General features: G+C 66.6%; 22 protein-coding genes. 8 read left to right on the forward strand and 14 right to left on the reverse strand.

From position 1 onward, the window contains the following. Nucleotides 1–111: 111 nt before the first annotated feature. Together wecB and glmS are read left to right on the forward strand one after the other, a co-directional pair. Nucleotides 112–1,236, forward strand: coding sequence for a non-hydrolyzing UDP-N-acetylglucosamine 2-epimerase (gene wecB / locus M8744_RS16995; protein WP_251419947.1), 1,125 nt, complete (start codon nucleotides 112–114; stop codon nucleotides 1,234–1,236). Nucleotides 1,237–1,367: 131 nt separating this feature from the next. Further along, entirely contained in the window at nucleotides 1,368–3,188 is a 1,821-nt protein-coding gene (gene glmS / locus M8744_RS17000) for a glutamine--fructose-6-phosphate transaminase (isomerizing) (protein ID WP_251419948.1), read from the forward strand. A 37-nt stretch (nucleotides 3,189–3,225) separates the two neighbouring features. Here the strand turns inward: glmS and M8744_RS17005 are convergent, their stop codons facing one another. From M8744_RS17005 to M8744_RS17020, 4 genes are all read right to left on the reverse strand, one after another. Next, a complete protein-coding gene (locus tag M8744_RS17005) occupies nucleotides 3,226–3,591 on the reverse strand; it encodes a hypothetical protein (protein ID WP_251419949.1) in 366 nt (121 codons plus the stop codon). Continuing rightward, entirely contained in the window at nucleotides 3,588–3,905 is a 318-nt protein-coding gene (locus tag M8744_RS17010) for a hypothetical protein (RefSeq protein ID WP_251419950.1), read from the reverse strand. Before M8744_RS17010 ends, M8744_RS17005 begins: the two co-directional genes overlap by 4 nt. 12 nt (nucleotides 3,906–3,917) lie before the next feature. Then, on the reverse strand, nucleotides 3,918–5,000 hold the full coding sequence (locus tag M8744_RS17015; RefSeq protein WP_251419951.1) for a DUF2793 domain-containing protein: 1,083 nt from the start codon (nucleotides 4,998–5,000) through the stop codon (nucleotides 3,918–3,920). An 89-nt stretch (nucleotides 5,001–5,089) separates the two neighbouring features. Continuing rightward, nucleotides 5,090–6,106, reverse strand: a complete 1,017-nt coding sequence (locus M8744_RS17020) for a replication initiator protein A (RefSeq protein WP_251419972.1) — start codon at nucleotides 6,104–6,106, stop codon at nucleotides 5,090–5,092. Nucleotides 6,107–6,584: 478 nt separating this feature from the next. Between M8744_RS17020 and M8744_RS17025 the strand changes: the two genes are divergently transcribed. Then, nucleotides 6,585–7,964, forward strand: coding sequence for an AAA family ATPase (locus M8744_RS17025; RefSeq protein ID WP_251419952.1), 1,380 nt, complete (start codon nucleotides 6,585–6,587; stop codon nucleotides 7,962–7,964). An 85-nt stretch (nucleotides 7,965–8,049) separates the two neighbouring features. Next, the gene (locus tag M8744_RS17030) at nucleotides 8,050–9,063 is read left to right on the forward strand and encodes a ParB/RepB/Spo0J family partition protein (RefSeq protein WP_251419953.1); all 1,014 of its coding nucleotides are present in this window, start codon (nucleotides 8,050–8,052) and stop codon (nucleotides 9,061–9,063) included. 86 nt (nucleotides 9,064–9,149) lie between these two features. Here M8744_RS17030 and rfbA read toward each other — a convergent pair whose 3' ends face one another. From rfbA to glmU, 5 genes are all read right to left on the reverse strand, one after another. Next, nucleotides 9,150–10,022 (reverse strand): glucose-1-phosphate thymidylyltransferase RfbA, encoded by an 873-nt coding sequence (gene rfbA, locus M8744_RS17035; RefSeq protein ID WP_251419954.1) that lies wholly within the window; start codon nucleotides 10,020–10,022, stop codon nucleotides 9,150–9,152. Next, the gene (gene rfbD, locus M8744_RS17040) at nucleotides 10,019–10,861 is read right to left on the reverse strand and encodes a dTDP-4-dehydrorhamnose reductase (RefSeq protein ID WP_251419955.1); all 843 of its coding nucleotides are present in this window, start codon (nucleotides 10,859–10,861) and stop codon (nucleotides 10,019–10,021) included. Before rfbD ends, rfbA begins: the two co-directional genes overlap by 4 nt. Beyond that, on the reverse strand, nucleotides 10,858–11,907 hold the full coding sequence (gene rfbB / locus M8744_RS17045) for a dTDP-glucose 4,6-dehydratase (RefSeq protein ID WP_251419956.1): 1,050 nt from the start codon (nucleotides 11,905–11,907) through the stop codon (nucleotides 10,858–10,860). Before rfbB ends, rfbD begins: the two co-directional genes overlap by 4 nt. Further along, complete coding sequence (rfbC, locus tag M8744_RS17050) at nucleotides 11,904–12,464, reverse strand: dTDP-4-dehydrorhamnose 3,5-epimerase (protein ID WP_251419957.1); 561 nt, start codon at nucleotides 12,462–12,464, stop codon at nucleotides 11,904–11,906. Before rfbC ends, rfbB begins: the two co-directional genes overlap by 4 nt. 94 nt (nucleotides 12,465–12,558) lie before the next feature. Continuing rightward, entirely contained in the window at nucleotides 12,559–13,911 is a 1,353-nt protein-coding gene (gene glmU / locus M8744_RS17055; protein ID WP_251419958.1) for a bifunctional UDP-N-acetylglucosamine diphosphorylase/glucosamine-1-phosphate N-acetyltransferase GlmU, read from the reverse strand. A 165-nt stretch (nucleotides 13,912–14,076) separates the two neighbouring features. Between glmU and M8744_RS17060 the strand changes: the two genes are divergently transcribed. Further along, nucleotides 14,077–15,069, forward strand: a complete 993-nt coding sequence (locus M8744_RS17060; protein WP_251419959.1) for a glycosyltransferase — start codon at nucleotides 14,077–14,079, stop codon at nucleotides 15,067–15,069. Nucleotides 15,070–15,072: 3 nt separating this feature from the next. Here M8744_RS17060 and M8744_RS17065 read toward each other — a convergent pair whose 3' ends face one another. After that, complete coding sequence (locus M8744_RS17065; RefSeq protein WP_251419960.1) at nucleotides 15,073–15,888, reverse strand: ABC transporter permease; 816 nt, start codon at nucleotides 15,886–15,888, stop codon at nucleotides 15,073–15,075. Nucleotides 15,889–16,154: 266 nt separating this feature from the next. On the opposite strand from M8744_RS17065, the gene M8744_RS17070 reads away from it, so the two are divergent. From M8744_RS17070 to M8744_RS17080, 3 genes are all read left to right on the forward strand, one after another. Continuing rightward, nucleotides 16,155–17,279, forward strand: a complete 1,125-nt coding sequence (locus tag M8744_RS17070; RefSeq protein ID WP_251419961.1) for a KpsE/RkpR family capsule polysaccharide export protein — start codon at nucleotides 16,155–16,157, stop codon at nucleotides 17,277–17,279. A gap of 22 nt (nucleotides 17,280–17,301) precedes the next feature. Beyond that, a complete protein-coding gene (locus M8744_RS17075; protein ID WP_251419962.1) occupies nucleotides 17,302–17,955 on the forward strand; it encodes an ABC transporter ATP-binding protein in 654 nt (217 codons plus the stop codon). A 139-nt stretch (nucleotides 17,956–18,094) separates the two neighbouring features. Continuing rightward, entirely contained in the window at nucleotides 18,095–20,794 is a 2,700-nt protein-coding gene (locus M8744_RS17080; protein ID WP_251419963.1) for a calcium-binding protein, read from the forward strand. Between the two features lie 39 nt (nucleotides 20,795–20,833). Here M8744_RS17080 and M8744_RS17085 read toward each other — a convergent pair whose 3' ends face one another. From M8744_RS17085 to M8744_RS17100, 4 genes are all read right to left on the reverse strand, one after another. Beyond that, complete coding sequence (locus M8744_RS17085) at nucleotides 20,834–23,254, reverse strand: M10 family metallopeptidase C-terminal domain-containing protein (RefSeq protein WP_251419964.1); 2,421 nt, start codon at nucleotides 23,252–23,254, stop codon at nucleotides 20,834–20,836. A 36-nt stretch (nucleotides 23,255–23,290) separates the two neighbouring features. After that, nucleotides 23,291–23,767 (reverse strand): hypothetical protein, encoded by a 477-nt coding sequence (locus M8744_RS17090; protein WP_251419965.1) that lies wholly within the window; start codon nucleotides 23,765–23,767, stop codon nucleotides 23,291–23,293. A gap of 153 nt (nucleotides 23,768–23,920) precedes the next feature. Continuing rightward, nucleotides 23,921–24,904, reverse strand: a complete 984-nt coding sequence (locus M8744_RS17095) for a KpsF/GutQ family sugar-phosphate isomerase (RefSeq protein WP_251419966.1) — start codon at nucleotides 24,902–24,904, stop codon at nucleotides 23,921–23,923. Between the two features lie 79 nt (nucleotides 24,905–24,983). Continuing rightward, entirely contained in the window at nucleotides 24,984–26,405 is a 1,422-nt protein-coding gene (locus tag M8744_RS17100) for a mannose-1-phosphate guanylyltransferase/mannose-6-phosphate isomerase (RefSeq protein WP_251419973.1), read from the reverse strand. Nucleotides 26,406–26,412: the final 7 nt, after the last annotated feature.

Genomic DNA, 26,412 nt, shown 5'->3' on the forward strand with positions numbered 1-26,412 from the left:
ACGGCGGTGGGGGGCCTGACAAGGCGGCGTGCCGGCCCTTTCGGGTGGCGTTTCGCGGGCAAGCTGTTACACCGCCGGGCATTCGTCTTTCCATGTGCAGGGGGCAGGTCGATGAAAATCCTGGTTGTTTTCGGCACCCGGCCCGAAGCCATCAAGATGGCCCCCGTGATCAGGCGGCTGCGCGAGACGCCGGGCCTGGAGGTCAGGGTCTGCGTCACCGCCCAGCACCGCGAGATGCTCGACCAGGTGCTGGACCTGTTCGGCATCAGCCCCGATTACGATCTGGACATCATGCAGCCCGGCCAGGACCTGACCGATCTGACAGCGCGCATTCTCGTGGCGCTGCGCGACCTGTTGCAGGCCGAACGGTTCGACCGGCTGCTGGTGCATGGCGATACCACCACCACCCTGGCCGCCGCGCTGGCCGGGTTCTACGGCAAGGTCAGCGTCGGCCATGTCGAGGCCGGGCTGCGCACCGGCGACATCCACGCCCCCTGGCCCGAAGAGATGAACCGCGCGCTCGTGGGCCGGATCGCCGACCGTCATTACGCCCCGACCGAAACCGCCCGCCGGAACCTGCTGGCCGAGGGTATCCCCGACACGGCGATACTGGTCACCGGCAACACGGTCATCGACGCGCTGCACGAGATCGAGGCACGGTTCGAGGCCGATCCGGCGCTCGATGCGCAGATGCAGGCGCGGTTCGCCTTTCTCGACCCGGGGCGCCGGATGGTTCTGGTAACGGGCCACAGGCGCGAGAATTTCGGCGCCGGGTTCGAACGGATCTGCACCGCCCTGCGCGACATCGCCGCGCGGGGCGATGTGCAGGTGGTCTATCCCGTCCATCTCAACCCCAATGTCCAGGAGCCGGTGAACCGCATCCTGGGCACGGCGCGCGATGTGCACCTGGTCGCGCCGCAAGACTATCTGCCCTTCGTCTGGCTGATGCGCCGGGCCCATATCGTGGTGACCGACTCGGGCGGTGTGCAGGAAGAAGCCCCGAGCCTGGGCAAGCCGGTCCTGGTGATGCGCGACACCACCGAACGCCCCGAGGCGGTGCAGGCCGGCACCGTCCGGCTGGTTGGCTCGGATGCCGCCCGGATCAGCGATGCGGCGCTTACCCTGCTGCAAGACGACGCCGCCCATGCGGCGATGGCGCGCGCCACGAACCCCTATGGCGACGGCCAGGCCGCGGCCCGCATCGCCGCCGCGCTTGGCGCCGAGGCCCAGGGCTGAGCCCCGGACCTCCGCCTGCATGCAGGCGGATCCTTGCGCCCTGCCCTTCACCCCATGCGACGGCAATTGCTTTTTGCGCCGCGTTTTGCGACTGGGAACCGGCAGCATCACGGCAAGACAGGATTGGCAACATGTGCGGAATTATCGGTGTTCTCGGGAACCACCAGGCCTCGCCCATCCTGGTCGAGGGGCTGAAGCGGCTGGAATATCGCGGCTACGACAGCGCCGGGATCGCCACCGTGAATGGCGGCCGCCTGGAACGCCGCCGCGCGCTTGGCAAGCTGGCCAACCTGTCGGACGCGCTGGTGCATGATCCGTTGCGCGGTACCGCGGGGATCGGCCATACCCGCTGGGCCACCCACGGGGCGGCCACCACCGTCAATGCGCACCCGCACCAGCGGGGCCGCGTGGCCGTGGTGCATAACGGCATCATCGAGAATTACCGCGCCCTGCGCGCCCGGCTGGCCGCGCATCAGCTTACCCCGGAAACCGACACCGACACCGAAACCGTCGCCATGCTGTGTGACTGGCACATGTCACAGGGGCTGTCCCCGATCGAGGCCGCCAAGGCCACCGTTTCCGAGCTGGAAGGCGCCTATGCGCTGTGTTTCCTTTTCGAGGGCGAGGACGACCTGATCGTTGCCGCGCGCAAGGGGTCGCCGCTGGCCGTCGGCTGGGGCAAGGGCGAGATGTTCGTGGGCTCGGATGCGCTGGCGCTGGCACCGATGACCAACGAGATCACCTATCTCGAAGAGGGGGATATCGCCATCGTCACCCGCGCGGGTGCCACGTTTCTCAATGCCGCCCAACAGCCCGTCAGCCGCCCCCGCCGCACCGTCGATCTCGACAGTGCCATCGCCGACAAGGCCGGGCACCGGCATTACATGTCCAAGGAGATCGCCGAACAGCCCGACGTGCTGGCCAATGCGCTGGAATACTATGCCGGCGACAACGAGGGCGGGCAAATGCTGGAAGCCGGGGTGGATTTCAGCGCGTTCGACCGGGTCGTCATGGTGGCCTGCGGCACCGCCTCGCTGGCCTGCCTGGTGTCGAAATACTGGGTCGAGCAGATCGCGCAGATGCCGGTGGATGTCGATATCGCGTCCGAGTTCCGCTATCGCGAGGCGCCGCTCGACGCCCGTACGCTTGCCGTCTTCGTCAGCCAGTCGGGCGAAACCGCCGATACGCTGGCCGCGCTGCGCTATGCCACGGGCAAGGCCGGCAAGGTCGTGTCCGTCGTCAACGCGCTGGAAAGCTCGATCGCCCGCGAAAGCGATCTTGCCCTGCCCATCCTGGCCGGCCCCGAGATCGGCGTTGCCTCGACCAAGGCCTTCACTTGCCAGCTTGCGGTTCTGGCCTCGCTCGCATTGCAGGCGGGCCGCCAGCGCGGCACGATCGACCCCGCGCAACAGCGGTTGCTGACCGATCAGCTGCGCCAGGTCCCCGGCCAGGTCGCGCAAGCCCTGGCGATCGCCCCGCAGATCAAGGCGGTCAGCGCCCAGCTGGCCCGCTATGACCACGTGCTGTTCCTTGGCCGTGGCGCGCTCTACCCGCTGGCCCTGGAGGGGGCACTCAAGCTCAAGGAGATCAGCTATATCCATGCCGAGGGCTATGCCAGCGGCGAGCTCAAGCATGGGCCCATCGCGCTGATCGACGAGGAAATGCCGGTGGTCGTTCTGGCGCCGCATGACGGCATGTTCGACAAGACGGTGTCGAACATGCAGGAGGTCATGGCGCGCGGGGGCAAGATCGTCATGATCAGCGACGGCCCCGGGTTAAAGGATGGCGGCGACGGGGCCTGGCAAAAGGTCGAAATGCCAACCATCGATGGCCCATTTGCCGCGATTGCCTATGCCGTACCGGTCCAGGAGCTGGCCTATTTCACCGCGGTGGAAAAGGGCACCGACGTGGACCAGCCCCGCAACCTGGCGAAATCGGTCACGGTAGAATGAAGCGCGGCCCTTCCGGTTTGCCGGCGCGGGGCGCCCCTCAGAACCGCGCGGCCAGCGTGGCCACGCCCACGGGCAGCGCGGGCCAGGCCGGATCGTCGCCCGCGTCGATGGCGCGGCGGCATTCGCCCTGCATCGCCGCGACCCAGGCTTTCCAGGCGGCGGCGGTTTCCAGGTCGCCCTCGACAAACCCGGCCTGGGCGCGCGCTGCATCGGCGCTGACCCCGTCGGCGCGCATCGCGGCATAGATCACCCCGGCCTGCGCGATATTGGCCTGTGCCGTCTCGCCCACGGCGCCCAGGATCAGGGCGCGGCATGCGGCCTTGATCGCGCCGGAACGGGCCGTGGCGGCCTGCGCGGCCCTGGCCTCGGCGGTGATAAGTTGCGTGAGATCGATATTGCTCATGTCGCGGGCTCCTCGGGCAGGCTGTGTGCTGGCAGGTCGATCACGTCATCGCCGGTCACCATGACAGGCCGGGGGAAAAGCGTTTCCCCGGGCGCGCGCGGGCCGTGCGACAGCGCAAGGGTCAGGTGCAGAACGCCGCCCTCGCGGGTGACGGGGCCTGTGATCCACTCGGACGCCACGGCCCCTGCCGGCAGGGTTGCGCCTTCGGGCACGACACTGAAATCGAAGGCTTCGCCGTCGATCAGCAGCGTGTCGCCCTGCCGCGCGAATATCGGGCGATCATCGCGGCGAACGGGGGAAAATGTGATCTGCATGGCGGTGTCTCCTCAGAACCAGCGGCCAATGGCCATTGCATTCGCATAGGTGGTTGCGGCGAAAGACGAGGCTGCGAACGCCTTGAAGCCAACGAACGTGTTGCCGGGGACACCTGCTGTCAGCCACCGCGCCGGATTGTCACATGTTCCGGACACGACCGGCTTTGTTCCGGCAAGGAACTCTGCCGGGAATGTCCAGGCAGTGTTGGTTCCCGACCAGAAAACAGACCCGCTCGAATCGTCGCAGGGGTCCAGGGCGAACTGGTAGACCCAGCAGATCTGCGTGCCGTCCGCGAAGCGCGCATAGTCGCCATTGGCATTGCTGCCCCGCTCGATCACCGCGCCCGTGGGCGTGCCGCCGGATTGGCTGGCAGAGCCGACAAGATTGCCCGGCCCGTACGCGTAATCGGCCCGGGCCAAACGCCCCGCCGTCGTATCGGTGGCGTCGGCCTGGACCGCGGCCCCACCGACATGACCGCTCATGGCGTCAACCACCAGCGCCTCGGTCCAGGTGCTGCCATCGGCGCTGACCTTGAGATGGAAATCATTGTCTCCCGCCAACCCGAGCTCGGCATGGCCGGTCCATCCCGACTGGTAAAGCAGCGCTCCGGTCTCGCCGGGGCCGGCCTTGTTGATCTTGACCTGGTGACCTGCACCAGCATGGGAAAACAGGCTGGCCCCGGCGGCCACGGCCAACCGGTTGGTGGCATCCGACGCGGTGCCGACCCCCACCCCGTCCAGGTTGTCGAAATCAGGGGTGACGGGTATCCAGTCCCCGCCCCGGCAGGCCACAAGCCGCGCCCCGGCCGCATCCCAGGCCCGCCAGCCCTCTTGCGGGGCCATGAACAGCCAGCCCGGATCGGCCCATTGCGCCAATTGACCGCCCTGCCCCGCCCAGGCCCCGGTCGGGGCGGGGCCAAGCGCATGGATCTCGCCCGGGGCCGGCACCGCGGGCGGGGTCTCGCTCCCGATGCCGGTCAGGACAAGCTGCGCCAGCGTATCAAGCAACTGGAGCGCTTCGTTATGGGTGACGTGTTTCTGGGCTTGCGACGGGGCAATCACCGGCAGGCCCAGCCGAGCGGTGGTATTCGGCATGGCGTGGCATCCTCGCGGGAATTTCGATGGGCCCAGCGATAGACCTGCCCCGTTTGACGCCACCCTAACAGGGCGTGCTTTGCTCTTTGTTAACCCTTCGGCGTCATGCGGCTGCGCAGCCAGCCCAGGAAGGCCTTGTCCGGATCGGAAAGGCGGGCCCGCCCGGTTTCGGCCCACCAGCCCTGCCATTCGGCCACCAGCCCGTATATGTCCATGCCCGGAGCCAGCCGACGTGCCGCATCCAGGGTTTCAGCGCCGACATGCGGGGCGTCGGGGCGCCGGGCACTGCCCCGACGTGTCACCCGGACCAGGTCGCCCTCTTCCTCGACCAGCCGGTAATCGGGCAGATGGTCATCGGCGATCATCCGGCGGATCGCGGCACGAAACACCCGCAAAGGCGCCGCGCTGCCGGTTTTCTTGTGCAGAACCGTCACGCTCACCCGCCAGTCGGGCTGGCGCCCGCAATGCTTGCGAGCCAGTTCGTAGACCCGCCGCTCCAAGGGTTTGCGCAGCCGGAAATAATCCCGGCTCAGCGTCAGCACCGATTTCGCCAGCACCGCGCGAAACAGCCATTCGCTCAGCGTGACCACCACCGACACCATGCGCCCACCACGCGACTTGCGCTTGATTTCCCATTCCTCGATCAGGCCGAATCCGCGCGTCGTCTCTTCGCCGCCGGCGCTGAGGTTGGTGGTGATGCGGGTGCCGGCCAGTCGCTCAAACGCCTCGCGCAGGCGGGTATAGCCATCGCCGGACGTGTCGCGATTTGTGGCCACCAACAGATCATGCGCCTTCAGATGCAGCGTACGGCTGATCGCGCGGCCGGCGTTCATCGCGGCCATCAGCTGACTGATGCAATAGATCAGGATATCCTTGTCATGGATCGTGGCCCGGCCCCTGACGCTGGGGGTCACCTGCACCTCGATCCCGTTATGGGCATAGGACAGGATACGCCGGTCGGGGCGCGTCGACAGCGAAAAGATCGGATGTTCCATGGAGCCAAGGTCATCCTTTGGCGACGCACCGAAAATATCGCAGACAAAGAAATCGCCCGTCGGATGCCGGTCCGGCAACAGGCCCGCGCCGCCTCTTGAATCTGCCCCCATGCCGCCCGTCCCCGTCATATCCTTCGCCCCGATTCCCGGCAGACCGATCTGCCCTGTTCGGGCTGCTGCCCTGCGTTTTATCCCTCCCCGATTCTATCGGGGTTTCAGTGACACCACCCTAGAGTTATCCACAGGTCCGATCCAGCCCGTCACCACGTCCTTTCGGCGGACCAGAGTCACCTTGGCGTGGGATCAGAGTCACCCTTTCGGGGGTTCAGAATCGCGACGACCCGGAAAAACCGGCGCAACCATCGGATTCAAAAGGATTTGCTCAAATCACACGACACCCGTAACGTATAATTAACAAATAATAACAGGCAGATTTTTGCGTAGCCCGGAAATACCCATGGCGCAAAAAGGTAAAGTGCCGGATTTTGCAGGGAAAAAGCAGGAATACCCCATAGGGATACGCTCTTTTCTTCCATGTCTGCTCTTTTGGCGTATACTGGCGAAAACACAGAACATCGCGAGGCGACGCATGGGCAGCACACTCCCTCCCTATCTACAGATAGATCCCGATCACGCGCTGGGGCAGCTTGGCGCTCCGACGACCACGGCAGATTTCCAGTCGATCGCCCAGGCTTGCGCCCGGGGGCGCACCGACCTGGCCAGTCGCGGGCTTGAGGAAACCGGCAAACGCAGCCTGCGCCGTTTTTCCACCTGGGAAATCACCCGCTACCTGATCCCCGTCGCCACCGGCCATTTCCGCCGCGTGCTCAAACAGAACCCCGACCTGCCCCAAGGCCATTCCGAAACCGAGGGTGGCGCCAAGTGGTTCACCCTCGACGAAGTTCTGCGCCTGCGTGCGCATTTCGCTGCCGAAGGCTCGAAGGCCAAATCCTACCTGCCCTACCGCCCTGCCGGGCAGAAGGCGAAAATCGTGGCGGTGGCAAATTTCAAGGGCGGTGTCGGCAAGACCTCGACCGCCGCGCACCTGGCGATGTCCGCCGCGCTGGATAGCTACAAGGTGCTGGTGGTCGATCTCGACAGCCAGGGCAGCATGACCTCGATCTTCGGGGGCAAGGTGGATGATGAGTGGCAGACGGTCTTTCCCTTGCTGGCGCGCCATTACGCCACGCATCTGCGCGCGGACAACCAGCGGCGGCTCGACCGGGGCGATGCGCCGGTGCCGCTCGACGACTCTTTGACCGAAGCGCTCGAGATCACGGCCCAGAACCTGGTGCAGCCGACCCATTGGCCGAATATCGACCTGATCGGCGCCCAGCTCAACCTTTACTGGGCCGAGTTCCAGATCCCGGTCTGGCGCATGCAGGCCCGGGGCTGGAAGCTGTGGGATGCGCTGACCGACATGTTCGAGGCCGACGGGGTGCTTGACGAATATGACGTGATCTTCCTCGATACCCCCCCTGCCCTGGGCTACCTGACGATCAACGGGTTGGCGGCGTCGGATATTCTGCTGGTGCCCATGGGGGCCTCGTTTCTCGAATTCGATTCCACCGGCCGTTTCTTCGACATGCTGCATTCCACGTTCGCCTCGATCGAAGAGGCCGAGAACATGGCCGCCCGGGCCCTGGGCCGCGAGGGGCTGGCCTTTCAATGGGATGCGGTGCGCGCGCTGATCACCCGCTATGACGGCACCCAGCAGGCCGAGCTGGCCGCGTTGATGCAGGCGTATCTGGGCCCTACCCTGTCGCCGCATCGGCAGGATTACACCGCCCTGATCGGGCAGGCCGGCGAAAGCGTGCAGGGCATCTACGAGGCCGATTACCGTGATTTCAACCGCGAAACCTATGTGCGTGGCCGGGAAACCTTCGATGCCACCTATGCCGCGTTCAAGACCCTGCTGGCTGGCAGCTGGCGCCGCGATGAGCTGGCCGCCGCGGAGGCAGCGGAATGACCCGGCCACGGCATACCCGTTTCGCGCGCGAAACATTTCCTTGCACCATTGACTGCCGGGCACCCACGAAGAAAGGAGGCCCTGCATGGCCAAACGCAAGCGCCTGAGCGCCCCCAACCCGATATTCCTCGACGGGGCCGACGCGCAGGCGCCCGCGCCGTCCCAGGGCCCGGCCGCGCTGGCGGCGACGCGCGCGCCGATTGCCGATGTCGCCCGCGACAGCTCGGCCGCGGCCGCGTTGGACGAGGTGGTCGGTGAAATGGCCCGCGCCCGTGAAGAGGGGCGCCTGATCACGCGCCTGCCGCTGGACCGGATCAAGCTCGATCACCTGGTGCGCGACCGGGTGGTGATCGACGACGAAGACATGCAGGCACTGATCACCTCGATCGAGATGCGGGGCCAGCAGACCCCGATCGAGGTCGTGGCGACGGGTGATGATCGCTATGGCCTGATCTCGGGCTGGCGGCGATGCCAGGCGATCGCCCGGCTGCATGATCAGGGCAAGGGCGATGGCTCCGTGTTGGCAATTCAGCGTCAGCCCGAAAGCGCGTCCGATGCCTATCGCGCCATGGTCGAGGAAAACGAGATCCGGGCCGGGCTGAGCTATTTCGAACGGGCCCGCATCGTTCATGTCGCGGTTGGGCAGCGGGTGTTCCAAACCCAGAAAGAGGCGCTACAGAGCCTGTTTTCCGCCGCATCCCGGGCGCGCCGCTCCAAGATTGGCAGCTTTGTCAGCCTGGTCCAGGTATTGGGAGAAGCGTTGCGCTTTCCGCAGGCCATCGGCGAAAGGCTGGGGCTGCGCCTGGCCAAGCTGATCGAGGCAGACCCCGAGGCCGCGGCCGCGCTGGCCCGCGACCTTGCGGAGGCACCCGCAAAAACCGCCGAGGATGAACAGGCCCGGCTGGCCCGCTGGGCGGCGCGGCTGGAACAAGGTGCCACCAGGACACCGCCGCACCGGTCGGCCGCGCAAGCCAGCACACCCCGCCCCGGCCTGGTGGCCCGCTACCATCCCGACAAGAACCGGCTGGAACTGTCGGGCGAGGCCCTGACAGGGGAAATGCGCCAGGCATTGATGCGCTGGCTTGAAGGCTGGCGCTGACCACATGTGTCTCTAACCTGGCGGTTAGAGGCACATGTTTGAAATGTTTCGCGCGCGAAACGGCCGCCGTTCAACCTGTGCCGGGGCTATTTCAGCAACCTTTTCAGATATTGACCATAGCTGTTCTTGGCAAAGCTTTCGGCCCGTTGGGCAAGTGCCTCGGCGGTAATCCAGCCCTTGTCGAAAGCGATTTCCTCGGGGCAGCCCACCTGCATTCCCTGCCGTTCGGACAGGGTGCGGACAAAATTGCCCGCATCCAGCAAGGAGCCGTGGGTGCCGGTATCAAGCCAGGCATACCCCCGCCCCATCTGCCGAACGTCCAGCAGCCCGTCTTCCAGGTACATTTCGAGCAGCGACACGATTTCAAGCTCGCCCCGAGCCGAAGGCGTGACCTTTCGGGCCCGCTCGGGCGCTGACCCGTCAAGGAAGTAAAGCCCGGTCACCGCGTAGGGCGATGGCGCGCGCGCGGGCTTTTCGACGATGGCACGCACCGTGCCCGCCGCGTCGAAATCAACCACGCCATAGCGTTCGGGGTCGGCCACCCGATAGCCGAAAACCGTGCCGCCCGTGATGCGCCTGTCGGCCGTGGCCATCTGCTCGGGCAGGCCGTGGCCGAAAAAGATATTGTCGCCCAGCACCATGGCCGAGGGCGCCCCGCCGAGAAAGCCCTCGGCCAGGATATAGGCCTGCGCCAGCCCGTCGGGCGAGGGTTGCGCGATATAGCTCAGCTCCAGCCCCCATTGCGACCCGTCCCCCAGCGTGCGTTTGAACTGCTCCTGGTCCTGCGGGGTGGTGATCACCGCGATGTCGCGAATGCCCGCCAGCATCAGCACCGACAGCGGGTAATAGATCATCGGCTTGTCGTAGATGGGCAAAAGCTGTTTCGAAAGGCCCTGCGTGATCGGGTAAAGCCGGGTGCCGGAGCCGCCGGCCAGGATGATACCTTTTCGTTTCGTCATGCTGTCACCTCTTTCACGATCTCTGCCAGGGCGGGTTTCCAGTCGGGGCGGGAAATGCCGAAATCGGTCTTCATGTCGCGGCAATCGAGCCGCGAATTGCGTGGTCTGTCCGCCGGTGTCGGGTAATCTTCGGTCGGGATGCCGGTGACGGTCACGTTGCGGCCCGCATGGGCAAATGTTTCGCGCGCGAAACGGGCCCAGCTTGTGTCGGGGGCGCCCGCGAAATGGTAGAGACCGCCCCCCTGCCCCGCCACCATCGCGCGCGCCATTGTCAGCAGCGCCTCGGCGATGGCACCTGCCGGGGTCGGCCCGCCGACCTGGTCATCGACCACGCGCAGCGTGTCGCGGGTTTCGGACAGGCGCAGCATGGTCTTGACGAAATTGCTGCCATGCGCCGAGAACACCCAGGAGGTTCGCAATATGGCCCATTGCCCGCCCGCCGCGGTCACGGCCCTTTCGCCTGCCAGTTTCGAACGGCCATATGCCCCCAGCGGCGCCACCGGGTCGGAGGGGCGCCAGGGCGCTGTGCCGGTGCCGTCAAAGACATAGTCGGTCGAGACATGCAGAAAGGGAATCCCGCGTGTCGCGCAGCCCTGCGCCATCGCGCCGGGGGCATCGCCATTGATGATCGTGGCCCGGTGCTCTTCCGTCTCGGCCTTGTCGACGGCGGTATAGGCGGCGGCATTGATCACCACCTCGGGGGCATGGGCGTGGATGGCCCGGGCACAGGCGGCCGGGTCGGACAGGTCGGCCCGGTCCCGGCCAAGCGCGATGACTTCGGCGCGGGCCTGCAATTCCGTGGCCACCTGGCCGGTCTTGCCGAAAACCAGTATTTTCATGCGCGGGTTCCCAGCCGTTCGCCCACGCCGTGCCGATCTTGCAGGGCGCGCCACCAGGCCTCGTTGTCGAGGTACCATTGAACGGTCTTTTCCAGACCCTCTTCCACCGTGACCGAGGGGCGCCAGCCCAGCTCGTCGCGGATGCGGCCGGCGTCGATCGCATAGCGCGCGTCATGGCCCGGCCTGTCGGGCACGAAGGTGATCTGCTCGGCATAGGAGCCGGCGGGCCGGGGGCGCTTTTCATCCAGGATCGCACATATCGTGCGGACCAGGTCAAGATTCGTGCGTTCGTTCCCGCCGCCGATATTGTAGCTGCGCCCGGGCCGGCCCTTCTGCATCACCAGCAGCAGCGCGTCGGCGTGATCCTCGACATAGAGCCAGTCACGGATGTTCGTTCCGTCGCCATAGATCGGCAGCGGCTTGCCCGCCAGTGCATTCAGGATCACCACCGGGATCAGTTTTTCGGGAAAGTGATAGGGCCCGTAATTGTTTGAGCAATTGCTCAGCACCACGGGCAGGCCATAGGTTTCGTGCCAGGCGCGCACCAGGTGGTCCGAGGCCGCTTTCGAGGCGGAATAGGGACTGCGTGGGTCATAGGCCGTGGTCTCGGTAAACTTTATCGCCGGGTCGGCTGGCAGCGAGCCATAGACCTCGTCGGTCGAGATATGGTGAAAGCGGAACCCATCGGGCCGGCCCCGCCCGACCCAGTAGCCGCGGGCGGCCTCCAGCATGTTGTAGGTGCCGGTGATATTGGTCTCGATAAAGGCGCCCGGCCCGTCGATGGAACGGTCGACATGGGATTCCGCCGCCAAATGCATCACCGCGTCGGGCGCGTGTTCGGCAAACACCGCATCCAGCGCCGCGCGATCGCGGATATCGGCCTGCACGAAGCTGTATCCCGCCATGTCAGAGACTGGGGTCACGTTGTCCAGGCAGGCGGCATAGGTCAGCGCATCGAGATTCGTCACCCGGTGGCCGCGCCTCATGGCCAGCCGCACCACCGCCGACCCGATGAACCCGGCCCCGCCCGTCACCAGGATCTTCATGTGTCACTCTCCCATGTGAAGGGGCTGTCGAACTCGGCCAGGGGCGGGGCCTTGGCATCCTTTTCCGACAGCACCGGTGCCGCGCCCAGCCCCCAATCGATGCCGCAGCTGTCCCAGGCCACCGCGCCGTCACAATCGGGCGCGTAGTAGTCGGAGCATTTATAGATCACTTCGGTCATCGGCGCGCGCGTGACGAACCCGTGCAGGAACCCTTCGGGGATCAGCAATTGACGCCCGTTGTCGAAACTCAACTCGACCCCCAGCCACTGGCCGTAGGTCGGGCTGCCCCGGCGGATATCCACCGCCACGTCGAACAGCCGCCCGCGCCCGCAGCGCACCAGCTTGGCCTGGGCATGGGGCGGGGCCTGGAAATGCAGCCCGCGCAAGGTGCCCGCCGCCTCGGACAGCGAATGGTTGTCCTGCACGAAATCGTAATCAAGCCCGGCCGCGCGCATGCGCTGCCGGTTCCAGCTTTCGCTGAAAAAGCCGCGCGCGTCGCCAAATCGCCGCGGGGTCAGGATCACCACGCCGGGCAGGGCTGTCTGTTCGATCTGCATTGCGGGCTCCTTTCGTGATCCGCCCCTGTTGCTGGCCTGCCATTGCCATGATGCGGGGCAGGGGCGCTGCGAAACACCCGGGCCCCGCCCTGCATCAGTCTTTCGTCGACAGGCGCGCCTTCTGGGCGCGCAGCCGCTCGAACAGCCGCAGGGCCAGGCCGGGCTTGTTGACCTGGTCGGCCCGCGCCACGGCCAGCGCGCCCGCGGGCACGTCGCGGGTGATGGTCGACCCCGAGCCCGTCATTGCCCGATCTCCCACGGTGACCGGGGCCACAAGCATCGTGTCCGAGCCGATAAACGCCTCTTCGCCGATCACGGTGCGATGCTTGAACACGCCGTCGTAATTGCAGGTCACGGTGCCGGCCCCTATATTGCTGCACGCCCCGATCTCGGCATCACCGATATAGCTGAGGTGATTGACCTTTACCCCCTGGGCCAGGCGGGCGTTCTTGATCTCGACGAAATTGCCGATCCGGGTGCTTTGCGCCAGTTCCGCCCCCGGGCGCAGGCGCGCATAGGGGCCGACCACCGCATCGCGGCCCACGTGGCACCCTTCGAGATGGGAAAAGGCGCGGATCGTGGCGCCGCCCTCGATGCGGACACCGGGGCCAAAGACCACGTTCGGCTCGATCAGCGTGTCGCCGCCCACCACCGTGTCCCAGGCCAGGTGCACCGTTTCAGGTGCCTGCAGGCTGACACCCTCTTCCATCAGCGTCGCCCGCGCCCGGGCCTGGAACGCCGCCTCGGCCGAGGCCAGGTCGGCGCGGGAATTGACGCCCATGGTCTCGGCCTCGGGGCAGGGGACGACGGTGGCAGACAGGCCCTTTTGCGCAGCGATAGAGACGATATCGGTCAGGTAATACTCGCCCGAGGCGTTGTCGTTGCCGACCGCGTCGATCAGCGAGAACAGGGTCTGCGCCCTTGCCGCGATCACGCCGGAATTGCACAGGCGGATGGCGCGTTCCTCTTCGGTGGCGTCCTTGAACTCGACGATCCGCAGCAGGCGGTCGCCCTCGGTCACAAGCCGCCCGTAACGGCCGGGGTCGGCGGCCTCGAACCCCAACACCACGATGTCATGCTGCTGGCGGGCCGCGGTCATGGCCTGCAGCGTCGTGGCCGAGATGAAGGGCGTGTCGCCATAAAGCACGACGGCATCGCCGGGAAACCCCGCCAGCGCGGGGCGGGCCTGCGCCACGGCGTGGGCGGTGCCAAGCTGTTCGGCCTGCAACACCACCTCGGCGGCTTCGTCATAGGCGCGGGCCGATTCCGTCACTTTCTCCGCGCCGTGGCCGGCCACGACAACGGTCTTTTCCGGCGCCAGGGCGGCCCCCGCGCGCAGGGCATGCCACAGCAGCGGCGCATGGGCGACGGGGTGCAGCACCTTGGGCCGGTCCGATTTCATGCGCGACCCCTTGCCGGCGGCGAGAACGATCAATGCAACGGTCATGCTCAAATCCTGTATCGGCGCGTCATGGACGCTTGTGCCCCGGATCGGGGGGGCTGGGCAAGGCGGCGCTGTGCCACTGGTCGCCCACGCCGCCGGGCCGGTTTGACTTTTCAGGGCGTTTATGAGCAATGCGCATGTCAAGGATATGCAAGACGGGCAGGGGTAATGCACAAGCAGGCAGCAAGCATGGGGCGGCTGGTGGCCGTTGTCGTCACCCATGACCGGCTGGACAAGCTGCGACTGACGCTGAGGCGGTTGCTGGAAACGCCCCCTGCGCAGCTCGAGGCGGTTCTGGTGGTCGACAATGCCTCGCAGGATGGCACCGGGGCATGGCTGGCCACGCAGGACGATCCGCGCCTCGCGGTGCATCGCTGCGCCAGCAATTGCGGCGGGGCCGGGGGCTTTGAAATCGGCATGCGCCTGGCGATGGAGCGGTTCGACCCTGACTGGCTGGTGGTGATGGATGACGATTCCCGCCCCACGCCGGGAACGCTGGAGACATTCCAGGCCGCCGACAGGTCGACCGCCGAGGCCTGGGCGGCGGCGGTCTACCTGCCGGGCCCGGACAAGCAGATCTGCGACATGAACCGCCCGGCGGTGAACCCGTTCTGGCATCGGCGCATCCTGTGGCGCACGCTCCTGGGCCGGGGGCGCGACGGGTTTCATCTCGGGCCGGCCGATTATGCGCCCGATGCCGGGCCCAGGGCGGTGGATTCGGCCTCTTTCGTGGGGCTGTTCATCAGCCGTGCGGCGGTGGCGCGGGCGGGGTATCCCGACGGGCAGCTGTTCATCTACGGCGATGACACGCTCTATACCCTGACGCTGAGCCGGGCAGGGGGCCGTATCCTGTTCGACCCGAGCCTGGTGTTCGAGCATGATTTCTCGACCCATAGCGAGACCGACAAGCGGTTTCGCCCCCTGTGGAAAAGCTATTACCACTACCGCAACCTGCTGATGGTCTACCGGTTGTGTTCGGGTCGGCTGTTCGTGCTGGTGGCGCCGGCCGCGGCGCTGAAATGGCTGTTGAAGGTGCGCCACCATTCCGGCGAGCGGCGGGCCTTCCTGGGCTACGTGACCCGGGCGTTGCGCGACGGGATATTGCGGCGCACCGATGTCAGCCACGATACGGTCAAGGGCTGGCGGAACGGCCGGGGCTAGGCATCAGCGGGTGAGGATATCGCGGTGGTAGCGGTACAACAGCACGATACCCATGAACAGCGCGATCAGGCTGAAACCCACCACGTACAACTCCGAGACATAGGCGGCCTCGTAGGTGGCATAGAACCCCGTGCGCGCCAGCCCGACGATGTGGAACAGCGGGTTGTACCACAAGATATCCTGCGCCCCCCGCGGCATGTCCTCGTAGAGAAACAGGACGCCCGAGGCGATGAACAGGGGCCGTGTCGCCACCGACCAGATCATGTCCCAGGCGTCGATCAGCCCCGACAGCGCGCAGTTGAGCATGCCGACCCCCAGGCTGAGCAGCAGCACCAGGCCAATCACGGTGAGGATGGGCATGACATCCAGCATGGCCCGGCTGTCGGTCAGCATCAGCACGATGAATATCACGATATGGCCTACCAGGATGCCGGTCAGCGCGTTCAGCACGAAGCGCGCGATGATCGCATCCATCCAGCTCACGACCGGGTATCGCAGCAGCGGCCTGGAAAATTTCAGCGCCCTGGCCACCATGGTCGAGACGTTCTGGTACAGGATGAACGGCACGAAACCCGTAGCATAGAACAGGATGAAATTGTTGCCCAGTGGCGGGTTGCGCAGCAACAGCGAGAACCCGATGGCCAGGATGAACACCCCGCCCAGCGGTTCGAGTATGGCCCAGATATACCCGCCCGGCGACCGGCCATAGCGCGTCGACATCTCGCGCAGCATCAGGGCCATGACGGTCCGCCCTGTCCGGTACGTGCTGGCCACCCCGGAGCCGGGGGATTGTGGCGGCGGAATATCGGTGGCAGACATCGCGTAGCGTCCTGTGGCAAGGTTCTGCAACAGTATGTAGAATACTGCCCCATCTTTCAAACGGGTTTGGCCAGGGTAAGCAATTGAAAAAAGTATTTAAAAAGGGTGACCCTTCAAATCAGCCCCCGCTTCCCGAGACGGAACGGAACTCCGGTCCGAAACCCGGGCCGTCCCCGGAGGAGGCCGATGCCGTGCAGCAAACCCCGCAAAAGCCGAAAAGGCCGAAAAAGCCGGGGGGGGCCGCACCGACCGTCCAGGTGCGCCCCATGGCCGAACCGGCCCGGATGAAGACGCGGCATTGGGCGCTGATCGCGGGCTTCGTCGCCTGCGTGATCCTGCCGCTTGTGCTGCTGGCGCTGTACCTGTGGCTGGTGGCCGAGGATCAATACGCCTCGACCACCGGGTTTACCGTGCGCCAGGAAGAGGGGGCCAGCGCGACCGATCTCCTGGGCGGCCTGGCCAGCCTGACCGGGGCCAGCGGCTCGGCCGATGGCGATGTGCTGTATGAATATACCCGCAGCCAGGCGGTGGTGCGCCGGATCGACGAGAAACTCGGCCTGCGTGACTATTACGCCCGCTACTGGTCGCGCGATCCCGTCTTTGCCCTGTGGCCCGATGCCTCGATCGAGGATCTGCACTGGTTCTGGGATCGCATCGTGCGGGTGTCTTTTGACCAGTCCACGGGGCTGACCGAGCTGCGGGTTCTGGCATTCGACCCGGAAATGGCCCGCAATATCGCGACCGAGGTCGTCCGGGAAAGCCAGAAGATGGTCAACGCGCTCAACGAGGCGGCCCGGCTCGATGCGATCCGCTATGCCGAGGCCGACCTGGAGCAGGCCCAGGAACGCTTGAAAGAGGCCCGTGCCGCGCTGACGCGGTTCCGGACACGCACCCAGATCGTGGACCTGGAATCCGATATCCAGGGCCGCATGGGGGTGATGAGCACATTGCAACAGCAGCTGGCCGCCGAACTGGTGGCATTCGACGAGTTGAGCCAGACCACCCAGGGCGACGACCCCCGCATGGTCCAGGCGCTGCGCCGCATCCAGGTGATCCGCGACCGCATCGCCGAAGAGCGGCGCAACTTCGCCACCACCGAGGTGCTGTCGACGGGAGAGGATTACCCCACGCTGATCTCGGAATTCGAAGGTCTGACCGTCGAGCGGGAATTCGCCGAAGAGACCTATCGCGCGGCGCTCACCGCCTGGGACAGCGCCAAGGCCGAAGCACAGCGCCAGACCCGCTACCTGGCCGCCTATATCGAGCCGACCCTGGCCGAAGAGCCGGAATATCCGCAGCGTTTCATGATCTTCGGGCTGGCGGCTTTGATCCTGACGCTGGGCTGGGGGATCCTGGCGCTGGTCTATTATTCGCTGCGCGACCGGGCATGAGGCACCAGGCGGAGCTGGCGGGATGATCCGTTTCGAAAACCTTTCCAAGAGCTTCTGGGTCGGCGGCGAGCGCCGGTTGGTGATCGACGACCTCAATATCACGTTGCCCACGGGCGCGTCGCTGGCGCTCCTGGGGCGCAACGGGGCGGGGAAATCCACGCTGATGCAGATCATCGCCGGGATCATGCGGCCCGATACGGGGCGGGTGGTCTCGGATGGCACGATTTCCTGGCCGGTGGCCTTTGGCGGCTCGTTCCACGGAGAGCTGACCGGCGCGCAGAACGTGCGTTTCGTGGCCCGCATCTACGGGGTGGATACCGACAGCCTGATCGCCTTTGTCGAGGATTTTGCCGAGCTGGGCAAACATTTCCACATGCCGGTGCGCACCTATTCGGCGGGTATGAAGTCGCGGCTGACATTCGGCACCTCGATGGGGATCCGTTTCGATACCTATCTCGTGGACGAGGTGACAGCGGTGGGGGACGCGGCCTTCAAGCGCAAGAGCCAGGCGGTGTTTCGCAACCGGATGGAGCGGAGCGGGGCGATCCTGGTCAGCCATTCGATGCCCGAACTGCGCCGCTTTTGTGACTCGGGTCTCGTGCTCGATCGCGGGCATCTGCATTACTTCGAGGATATCGAAGAGGCCATTGACATGCATGAGCGCCTGATGCGTTGAGACGGCAAAACGTCTCAAACCTTCTGAAAACACGTCTCTAAATCAGCGGAAAAGCCACGGTCTTGCCCGGTTTTTCCCCCGCGCCGGTGCTGCTTTGCAGCCTACGGATATGGCCGGGCACCGGGGTGAGAGGTGTGGGATGCCAACGATATTGCATCGCGCCGTGATCGGCGCGGATTTGTCCGGTTTGCAAAACGATATCCGCGCGCTGGAGGTCGTGCCGGGGGACCGGGGGCCGACGATCCTGGCCGCGGGCGGGCCGAATGGTGCGTTGGTCAGCCTGTCGCTGGGGGCCGGCGGGGTGGCCGGGGTCGTGTCGGCCACGCCCTATACCGATTCCATTGCCGCATCCCTTACGGGCGAGGTCGCGGTGCTGGAGGTCGACGGTGTCCCCCATGCCATCGTCGGGCAGGCGGCAGGCGAGGGGTTGGTTGGCTATGCGCTGGAACAGGATGGTACCCTGGGGCCGGCCGCCACCGTCGCGATGCCCGCGCTCCAGGCCGGGGCGACGGGGGTGCTGGCCGTGTCGGCCGCGGGCTTTGTCCATGTCGCGTCGGGTTCGGGCACGGTCACCAGCCTGGCACCCGATGCGCAGGGCCGGTTGCGGGGCGCCTCCGTCATCCATGACAGCGCGGGCAGCCACCTGGCGTCACCGGTCGAAATGGTGACGGCGCAACTGGGCGGCCGGTCCTACCTTCTGACCCTGTGCGCTGACGAGGACGGGGTCAGCGCCTTTGCCGTCGACGCCCCGACCGGCCGTCTCGCGATCAGCGATTCCCTGGGCGCGCAGAATGGCATGGGCATCCTGGACATGCCCGTGGCGCTTGAACTGGCCCGGGCGGGCGGGCGCACCTTCCTGGTCGTCGCGTCATCGGCCGATCAGGGGCAGGGCGGGGCGCTGAGCGTCATGGAATTGACCACGGCGGGCGGGCTGCGCCCGGTGGATCACGTGCTCGACACGCTGGCCACCCGGTTTGGCCGTGTGCAGGACATGGCGGTGGTCACGCATGAGGGCCGCTCTTACGTGGTCGTGGCCGGGGGCGATGACGGGATCAGCCTGTTCACGATGCTGCCCGACGGGCGGCTGTTGCATCTCGACACGATCGCCGATTCCGGCGGGCGGGGGCTGGCGTCGATCTCGGCCATGACCGCGGCGATGGGCCCCGGTGGAATCGAGATCCTGGTGGCCAGCCATGACCAGCCGGGGCTGAGCCAGTTTACCGTGCCGCTGGCGGGGCAGGGGATCACGCGGCAGGTGGCAAGCGGCAGGCTTGACGGCACGGGGCGCGACGACCTGCTGTCGGGGGGTGCGGGCGCTGCCACGCTGGTCGGGGGCGCGGGCAACGACACGCTGGCCGACGGGCAGGGGCATGATCGGCTGACAGGCGGCGCGGGGGCGGATGTCTTCCTGCTCGAACCCGATGACGCGCGCGACGTGATCACCGATTTCGAGCCCGGCCGCGACCGGATCGACCTGACGCTCTACCCGATGCTTTACAGCACCGACCAGGTCGAGATTTCGACCACCGCCTGGGGGGCGCTGATGACGATCCGGGGCGACGTGACCGAGATACGGCGGGCCGGTGGCGGACCGATCAGTGCGGGCGAACTGCGCGCGGCGCTGGATTGGGAAACGGGGCGGGTGCCCATGGCCCTGCCCGACGAGACCCGCGGCACCCCCGGGGATGACACCCTGGTGGGCGATTGGCGCAGCGACCTGCTGATTGGCGCGCAGGGCAATGACCTGCTCGATGGTCTTGCCGGGTCCGACCGGATCGAAGGCGGGCAGGGGCGTGACACGTTACGGGGCGGCGATGGGGCCGACACGCTGAATGCCGCCGCGGGCAACGACCGGCTGGAGGGTGGTGCGGGCGATGACATGCTGCGTGGTGGCAACGGGTTTGACCGGCTGCTGGGCGGCGCCGGCAACGACACGCTGGTGGGCGGCAACGGGCGCGACACCCTGCGCGGCGGCGCGGGTGACGACGTGCTGCGGGACACCGGCCAGGGCGGGGCGCCGGGGCGTGACCTGTTCTTCGGCGGGGCCGGCGATGACACGATCCTGGGGCGCGGCGGCAATGACACCGCCCATGGCGGGGCGGGCGATGACGTGATCCATGGCCGGCGCGGCGATGATTTTCTGCGCGGCGGCAACGGGGTCGACCGGCTGTTCGGGGGCAACGGTGACGACAGGCTGGAGGGTGGCAACGGGCGCGACATCCTGCGCGGCGGGGCGGGCGATGATATGCTCCGGGGCGGCGGCGGGTTTGATCGGCTGTTGGGCGGCAATGGCGACGACAGGCTGGTGGGCGGCAGCGGCCGTGACACCCTGCGCGGCGGTGCGGGCGATGACATGCTGCGCGGTGGCAACGGGGTCGATCGGCTGTTGGGCGGCAATGGCGACGACACGCTGGTGGGCGGCAACGGGCGTGACACCCTGCGCGGCGGCGCGGGTGACGACGTGCTCGATGGCGGCGGCGGCGGTGACCGGCTCGATGGCCGGGGTGGCCATGACACGTTGCTGGGTGGCGCCAATGCCGACACGCTCATCGGTGGCGGGGGGCGGGATGTGCTCGAGGCCGGGCAGGGTTTCGACCTGTTGATCGGTGGGGCCGGGGCGGATGTATTCGTCTTTCGCGGCGGGGATGGCGTCAACCGGGTCCGCGATTTCACCCCCGGGCGCGACCAGTTGCACCTGGATGTGACGGAACGGGGGTTTGCCGACCTGGCGGTCTCGGGAACCGATCAGGGCCTGCGTCTTGATTGGAGCGGTGGGGCGGTCATCCTCGAAGGCGTGAGCGCGGCGGGCTTCGACGCCTCGGACGTGATATTCCTGTAACCCGATGCTTGCGCGCCCCTTGCGGGACGCGCGGTGTTTTCAGGTAAAGATGAAATCGTTGGCATCCAGGTCGCTGCGGTTGACGTTTTCGAGCAGGATCGAGTTTCCGTTCCCGGTATCGATCCGCACATCCGCGCCCACCCGGGTCGTCGCGCCCAGAAGCTGGCTGATATTGCCGATTGCCGCGATGGCCGACAGGTCGATCACCTCGTCGTCGTCCCGGGCGTCGAAATCGGTGATCACGTCCGCGCCATGGCCGGCCGCGAAGATGAAGGTATCCGACCCCGCGCCGCCGGTGGCTGTATCGTTGCCGCCCCCGATGTTCAGGCGGTCGTCACCTGCGCCGCCAAAGAACAGGTCGCGGCCCAGGGCCCCGCCCTGACCGGTGTCGTGCAGCACGTCGTCGCCATTGCCGCCGCGCATGGTGTCGCGCCCGTTGCCGCCAAAGATCGTATCGTGCCTGTTGCCGCCGAACAGCCGGTCGAAGCCGTTGCCGCCACGCAGCATGTCGTCGCCGTTGCCCGCGCGCATGGTGTCGTTGCCGTTGCCGCCCAGGAGCGTGTCGCTGCCGTTGCCGCCGAACAGCCGGTCCAGGCCCACGCCGCCCTCGATCCGGTCATTGCCGGCATCGCCACGGGCGGTGTCATTGCCGCCCCGCCCCAGGATCGTGTCATCGCCGGCCCCGCCGAAGAACAGGTCGCGGCCCAGGGCTCCGCCCTGCGCGTTGTCCCGCAGCAGGTCGTCCCCATCGCCGCCGCGCATGGTGTCGCGCCCGTTGCCGCCCACCAGCGTGTCGTTGCCTGCGCCGCCCAGCAACTGGTCGAACCCGTTGCCGCCAAAGAACAGGTCGCGGCCCAGGGCCCCGCCCTGGTCATTGTCATGCAGCACGTCGTTGCCGTTGCCGCCCCGCATCGTGTCGCGGCCATTCCCGCCAAAGATCGTATCGTGGCCGTTGCCGCCCAGCAGCCGGTCGAAATTGTTGCCGCCGCGCATCATGTCATCGCCCGCGCGGCCCTCCAGCCTGTCGTTCCCGCCAGCGCCCGCGATGGTGTCGTTACCCTGCCCGGCCTGGATGTGGTTCGCGGCCCCGTTGCCGGTGATATCGTCATTGCCGGACCCGGTGACCAGGTGTTCGATCACCGTGCCGCGCGCGATGCCGATATTGCCGATCAGCCCGTCGACATCCGAGAATGTCGCGCCGCGCAGATCGACCCGGTCGTTGGTGGTGCTGAAGGACAGGTCCAGCGTGTCGATCCCGCTCCGGTCATAGATGGTCATCGCCACCGGCTCGGTGCCGTTCATGTTGGCATTGCCGGTTCCGTTGGCCAGCGAATCGAACACATCGGCCATGTAATTCGTCAGGGTCGTGTTGGCGCCCCAGGTGGTGTTGCCCGCGGTTTCGCTCGCGGCATCGGGCGCGCCGTAAAGGTTCTGGATCGCGATGATATCGGCCATCATCGTCGTCATCAGCTCGGCATAGCTGGCGTTGATGCTGGTGTTGTCGCTCTGGTCGAAATAGGACATGACCGAGATCTGCCAGCTGTCATTGCTGAAGGTCTCGTCCACCCCGTAGGTGGCGCTGCCGTTGTAATTGCCCTGGTGGCCCAGCCCCAGCGCGTGGCCGATCTCGTGCACATAGGTCGAGAAGGAATAGCTGTCGATCGTCGTGCCATAGGTCGACAGCCACCCGGTACCGATATTGACGCTGGCGGTGGTGGTGTATTCACCGATCACGCTGTCGGGCCCGGCAAAGGCGCCCGACTGGCTGTCGTCAAACGTGATATCGGCGCCGCTGAACACCTCGACGAACTCGATATCGGCGACCATTTCCCAGGCTTCGAAGGCCCAGCGGGCCAGCTGTTGCCCGTCGCTTGTCAGGTCGGTGATGTCCACCGTGATCCGGTTGTCGGAACGGGTATCGAAGCGGAACCCGTCAGAGCCGCCATCGTTCCAGAAGCCATCGGTCAGGTAATTGGCCAACTCGTCCAGCGTGTCAGTGGTGCCCGGGCCGGGGTCGGGGGGCTCGGGCGAGCTCCCCTGTGTCACGTCGATCTCGTAGGTGCCGGAATCGGTGTCGTTGTACGAGCCTGCCGAGATGTAATAGGTGCCGCCGCTGGTTGCGGTGAAATTCAACGCGGAATCGAGTACCTGCCCACTATCGTCGTCTTGGGCGACCAGTTGTCCCGCGGCATCATGGAGGCGCAGGTAAGAGTCGTGGAGTGTGCCGCCGCCGCCATGTGCACCGGACAGGTTTATCTGGTAGGTTTCGCCTGCCTCCAGCGTGATGGCGACCCAGTCGCGGTCGCCCTGGTCCAGTTCGCCGCCGAACGTGTCGCCCACCTGGATCGAGTAGATCGTGCTGACATCGTCTGCCGCATCCGTGGTTTCCGTCACGTAGGCGCGGGTCGGGTCGGTGACGCCATCAGGGTGGCGGGTGGGGTCAAACGTGGCGGTTGCCATACAAATTGTGCACATATCAATAACCTCGGTGCAAGTTCAGGGGGCCGTCAGCGTGGCATGCAGGTCTGGTGTAGCCTTGAGAAGCTCACGGGTAAACTGTTCACAGATCTCGGGTGAAAAGCTGGTATCGCGCAGGGTCATGCGATGAGCCTGGCCGGTCTGGCGGGCGCCGTCCGGGCCCTTTTGCCAGACCAGGTGGCCGGACAGCACGCCATCGCCATGCTTTGTAACATGCAGGGCCATGCCGATATCGCCGGGGCGGGTGGGGGCCTCGTCGCCGCGTGCCACGGTGCGGATCACGGTCGGGCCGGCGGCGGTTTCCGCCAGGGCCTGGATCATCGCCCGGCACAGCGGATCGCGCGGTTGCGCGTTTTCCGGGCAGCTCAGCCGGATCACCGCGCGATCGGGAGAGCGCGCCTGCGGGGCGGAAACGCCTGTCATCAGCGCCACCGCCAGCAAAAACGCCCCAAGCAGACGCCGCCGAGGCCCGTCAGGGCGGTGTATCTGCGACATGGCACCCGAATCCTCCCATAATTTCTTAACTTATTGGAAAGGGCAGCCCGGGTCCAATCACGCTCCGGGGCGTGGCAAGGGGGTGTGATGATTTTCGCATAATCATTGTTATGTAAAATAACTCGTATATTCCGGGGTGCGGGGCCGGCGATCTCAGGCGACCCCGGCGCGCAGCAGGTCGTGGATATGCAGCACCCCCACCGGCGCCCCGGCGCCGTCGACAACCATCAGCACCGACACCTTGCGTTCGTTCAACAGCGCCAGTGCCTGCCCGGCCAGCGTGTCGGGGGTGACCGTCACCGGGTCGCGGGTGGCGATGTCGGCGGCGCGCAGTTCCATCAGCCCGTCGATATTGCGCCTCAGGTCCCCGTCCGAGATCACGCCGGTCAGCCGCCCCTCCTCGACCATCGCGGCGATGCCGAACCGTTTCGAGGTCATGGTCAGCAGAACATCGGTCATGCCCATGTCGGGACCGCACAGCGGCAGCGCGTCTTCGCCATGCATCAGCTCTTCGACGCGCATGAGCTGCGCGCCCAGCTTGCCGCCGGGGTGGAAGGTCTGGAAATCTTCGGCGCTGAACCCGCGCGCCTCCATCACCGCCACGGCCAGCGCGTCGCCAAGCGCAAGCGTCAGCGTGGTCGAGGTGGTGGGTGCCAGGCCGATGGCGCAGGCCTCGGGCAGGTCAGGCAGGGCCAGCGGGCAATCGGCGGCGCGCATCAGGGTGCTGCCGGGCCGCGACGAGATCGCGATGAGCGGCACCGAGAAACGGCGCGTATATTGCAGCAAGTCGCCCAGTTCGGCGGTTTCGCCCGAGTTCGAGATCAGGATGCAGACATCGTCGCGCGTCACCATGCCAAGATCGCCATGGCTGGCCTCGGCGGCATGCAGGAAATCCGCGGGCGTGCCGGTCGAGGCAAGCGTTGCCGCGATCTTGCGCCCGATATGGCCCGATTTCCCGATCCCCGACACGATCACCCGGCCCGATGCCCCGAGGATCAACGCGACCGCCGCCTCGAAACCCTGCGGCAGGGCCGCGGCCATCTGGCTCAGCGCCTCGGCTTCGAGTTGCAGCACCCGCAGCCCGGCGGCGCGGGCCGTGGCGGGGTCATGGGTCGGATCGGCCGGGGTGTCGCTCATGGAAAATGTCCTGTCTTGTCCCGGGGACCGGATACACGCTTGCCCGTCCCAAGGCCAGAGCGCCCCGCCCGGTCGGGCGTCAGTCGCGGGCATAGAGATCTTCGTAGCGGATGATGTCATCCTCGCCCAGGTAGGCGCCGGTCTGCACCTCGATCAACACCATGGGCAGCTTGCCGGGGTTGCGCAGGCGATGCACGACACCCAGCGGAACATAGATCGACTGGTTTTCGCTGATCAGCTGCATCTTGTCCCCGACGGTGACCTCGGCGGTGCCCGCGACCACGATCCAGTGTTCGGCCCGGTGATGGTGTGCCTGCAGGCTGAGCGCGGCCCCGGGATTGACAACGATGCGCTTGACCTGGAACCGCTCGCCCGTCGCCAGGTGTTCGAACCAGCCCCAGGGCCGGTGCGCGCGCGGAAAGGCATTGGCCTGGTCGATGCCGCGGGCGGTCATCGCGGTGACCGCCTCCTTGACCCGCTGGGCCTGGGATTTGTGGGCCACCAGCACCGCGTCGGGCATCGCCACGGCGATGATGTCCTGCAGGCCGATCCCCACCAGCTCCGTGCCCTCGGCCTCCGAGCGCAGCAGCGTGCCGTGGCAATCGATGGCATGGGTCCGGTCCGAGCAGACATTGCCCAGGTCATCCGGGCCGCCCGCGTTCCAGACCGCGTCCCAGCTGCCCAGGTCGTCCCAGCCATGGGGGTATGGCATCACCACCAGGTCGCGGGCCTTTTCCATGATGGCATAGTCGATCGAGATATCTTCGACTGCGTCCCAGGCCCCGGGGTCGAGCCGGGTGAACCCCAGGTCCGAACGGGCCGCCGCCACCGACGCGGCAACCGCTTCATGCAAGGCCGGGGCATGGGTGCGAAAGGCGTCGATGGCGGTATCGGCCCGCAACAGGAAGATCCCCGCGTTCCACAGGAAGCGCCCGTCCTGCAGCATCCGGGCGGCATGGGCCGCATCCGGTTTCTCGACGAACCCCGCCAGCGGCTGGGGGGTGTCGGCATCGATACGGGCGCCGGGCTCCAGCTCAAGATAGCCATAGCCGGTATCGGGCCGGGTCGGGATGATCCCGAAGGTGACAATCCTGCCGGCGGCGGCCTGCGAAGCGCCCCCCTCGATGGCGGCGCGAAAGGCCCCGGGGTCGGGGATGACATGATCGGAGGGCGCCACCAGCATCAACGCTCCGGGATCGTCCCGCGCAAGCCATAGCGCGGCAGCCAGGATCGCGGGCGCGGTGTTGCGCCCGTCGGGTTCGATCAGGATCGCGCGGGGCGCCTGTTCGATCCGGGCCAGCTGCTCGGTGACGATGAAGCGGAACGGATCGCCCGTCAGGATCACCGGCGCGCCAAAGCCCGGCCCCGACAACCGCTCGGCCGAGGCCTGGAACAGGCTCAGCGGGCCCACCAGTTGCGAGAATTGCTTGGGGTAGGATTTGCGCGACACCGGCCAGAGCCGCGTGCCAGAGCCACCGCAAAGCAGAACGGGGGTGATCATGGGCCGG

The sequence above is a fragment of the Lutimaribacter degradans genome (assembly GCF_023703375.1).
In the GTDB taxonomy this organism is placed as follows: domain Bacteria; phylum Pseudomonadota; class Alphaproteobacteria; order Rhodobacterales; family Rhodobacteraceae; genus Lutimaribacter; species Lutimaribacter degradans.

What these genes read in the sequence shown, in the direction of transcription:
- wecB (WP_251419947.1), top strand. Translation starts at nt 112, where the DNA reads ATGAAAATCCTGGTTGTTTTCGGCACCCGGCCCGAAGCCATCAAGATG.
- glmS (WP_251419948.1), top strand. Translation starts at nt 1,368, where the DNA reads ATGTGCGGAATTATCGGTGTTCTCGGGAACCACCAGGCCTCGCCCATC.
- M8744_RS17005 (WP_251419949.1), bottom strand. Translation starts at nt 3,591, where the DNA reads ATGAGCAATATCGATCTCACGCAACTTATCACCGCCGAGGCCAGGGCC.
- M8744_RS17010 (WP_251419950.1), bottom strand. Translation starts at nt 3,905, where the DNA reads ATGCAGATCACATTTTCCCCCGTTCGCCGCGATGATCGCCCGATATTC.
- M8744_RS17015 (WP_251419951.1), bottom strand. Translation starts at nt 5,000, where the DNA reads ATGCCGAATACCACCGCTCGGCTGGGCCTGCCGGTGATTGCCCCGTCG.
- M8744_RS17020 (WP_251419972.1), bottom strand. Translation starts at nt 6,106, where the DNA reads ATGGGGGCAGATTCAAGAGGCGGCGCGGGCCTGTTGCCGGACCGGCAT.
- M8744_RS17025 (WP_251419952.1), top strand. Translation starts at nt 6,585, where the DNA reads ATGGGCAGCACACTCCCTCCCTATCTACAGATAGATCCCGATCACGCG.
- M8744_RS17030 (WP_251419953.1), top strand. Translation starts at nt 8,050, where the DNA reads ATGGCCAAACGCAAGCGCCTGAGCGCCCCCAACCCGATATTCCTCGAC.
- rfbA (WP_251419954.1), bottom strand. Translation starts at nt 10,022, where the DNA reads ATGACGAAACGAAAAGGTATCATCCTGGCCGGCGGCTCCGGCACCCGG.
- rfbD (WP_251419955.1), bottom strand. Translation starts at nt 10,861, where the DNA reads ATGAAAATACTGGTTTTCGGCAAGACCGGCCAGGTGGCCACGGAATTG.
- rfbB (WP_251419956.1), bottom strand. Translation starts at nt 11,907, where the DNA reads ATGAAGATCCTGGTGACGGGCGGGGCCGGGTTCATCGGGTCGGCGGTG.
- rfbC (WP_251419957.1), bottom strand. Translation starts at nt 12,464, where the DNA reads ATGCAGATCGAACAGACAGCCCTGCCCGGCGTGGTGATCCTGACCCCG.
- glmU (WP_251419958.1), bottom strand. Translation starts at nt 13,911, where the DNA reads ATGACCGTTGCATTGATCGTTCTCGCCGCCGGCAAGGGGTCGCGCATG.
- M8744_RS17060 (WP_251419959.1), top strand. Translation starts at nt 14,077, where the DNA reads ATGCACAAGCAGGCAGCAAGCATGGGGCGGCTGGTGGCCGTTGTCGTC.
- M8744_RS17065 (WP_251419960.1), bottom strand. Translation starts at nt 15,888, where the DNA reads ATGTCTGCCACCGATATTCCGCCGCCACAATCCCCCGGCTCCGGGGTG.
- M8744_RS17070 (WP_251419961.1), top strand. Translation starts at nt 16,155, where the DNA reads ATGGCCGAACCGGCCCGGATGAAGACGCGGCATTGGGCGCTGATCGCG.
- M8744_RS17075 (WP_251419962.1), top strand. Translation starts at nt 17,302, where the DNA reads ATGATCCGTTTCGAAAACCTTTCCAAGAGCTTCTGGGTCGGCGGCGAG.
- M8744_RS17080 (WP_251419963.1), top strand. Translation starts at nt 18,095, where the DNA reads ATGCCAACGATATTGCATCGCGCCGTGATCGGCGCGGATTTGTCCGGT.
- M8744_RS17085 (WP_251419964.1), bottom strand. Translation starts at nt 23,254, where the DNA reads ATGGCAACCGCCACGTTTGACCCCACCCGCCACCCTGATGGCGTCACC.
- M8744_RS17090 (WP_251419965.1), bottom strand. Translation starts at nt 23,767, where the DNA reads ATGTCGCAGATACACCGCCCTGACGGGCCTCGGCGGCGTCTGCTTGGG.
- M8744_RS17095 (WP_251419966.1), bottom strand. Translation starts at nt 24,904, where the DNA reads ATGAGCGACACCCCGGCCGATCCGACCCATGACCCCGCCACGGCCCGC.
- M8744_RS17100 (WP_251419973.1), bottom strand. Translation starts at nt 26,405, where the DNA reads ATGATCACCCCCGTTCTGCTTTGCGGTGGCTCTGGCACGCGGCTCTGG.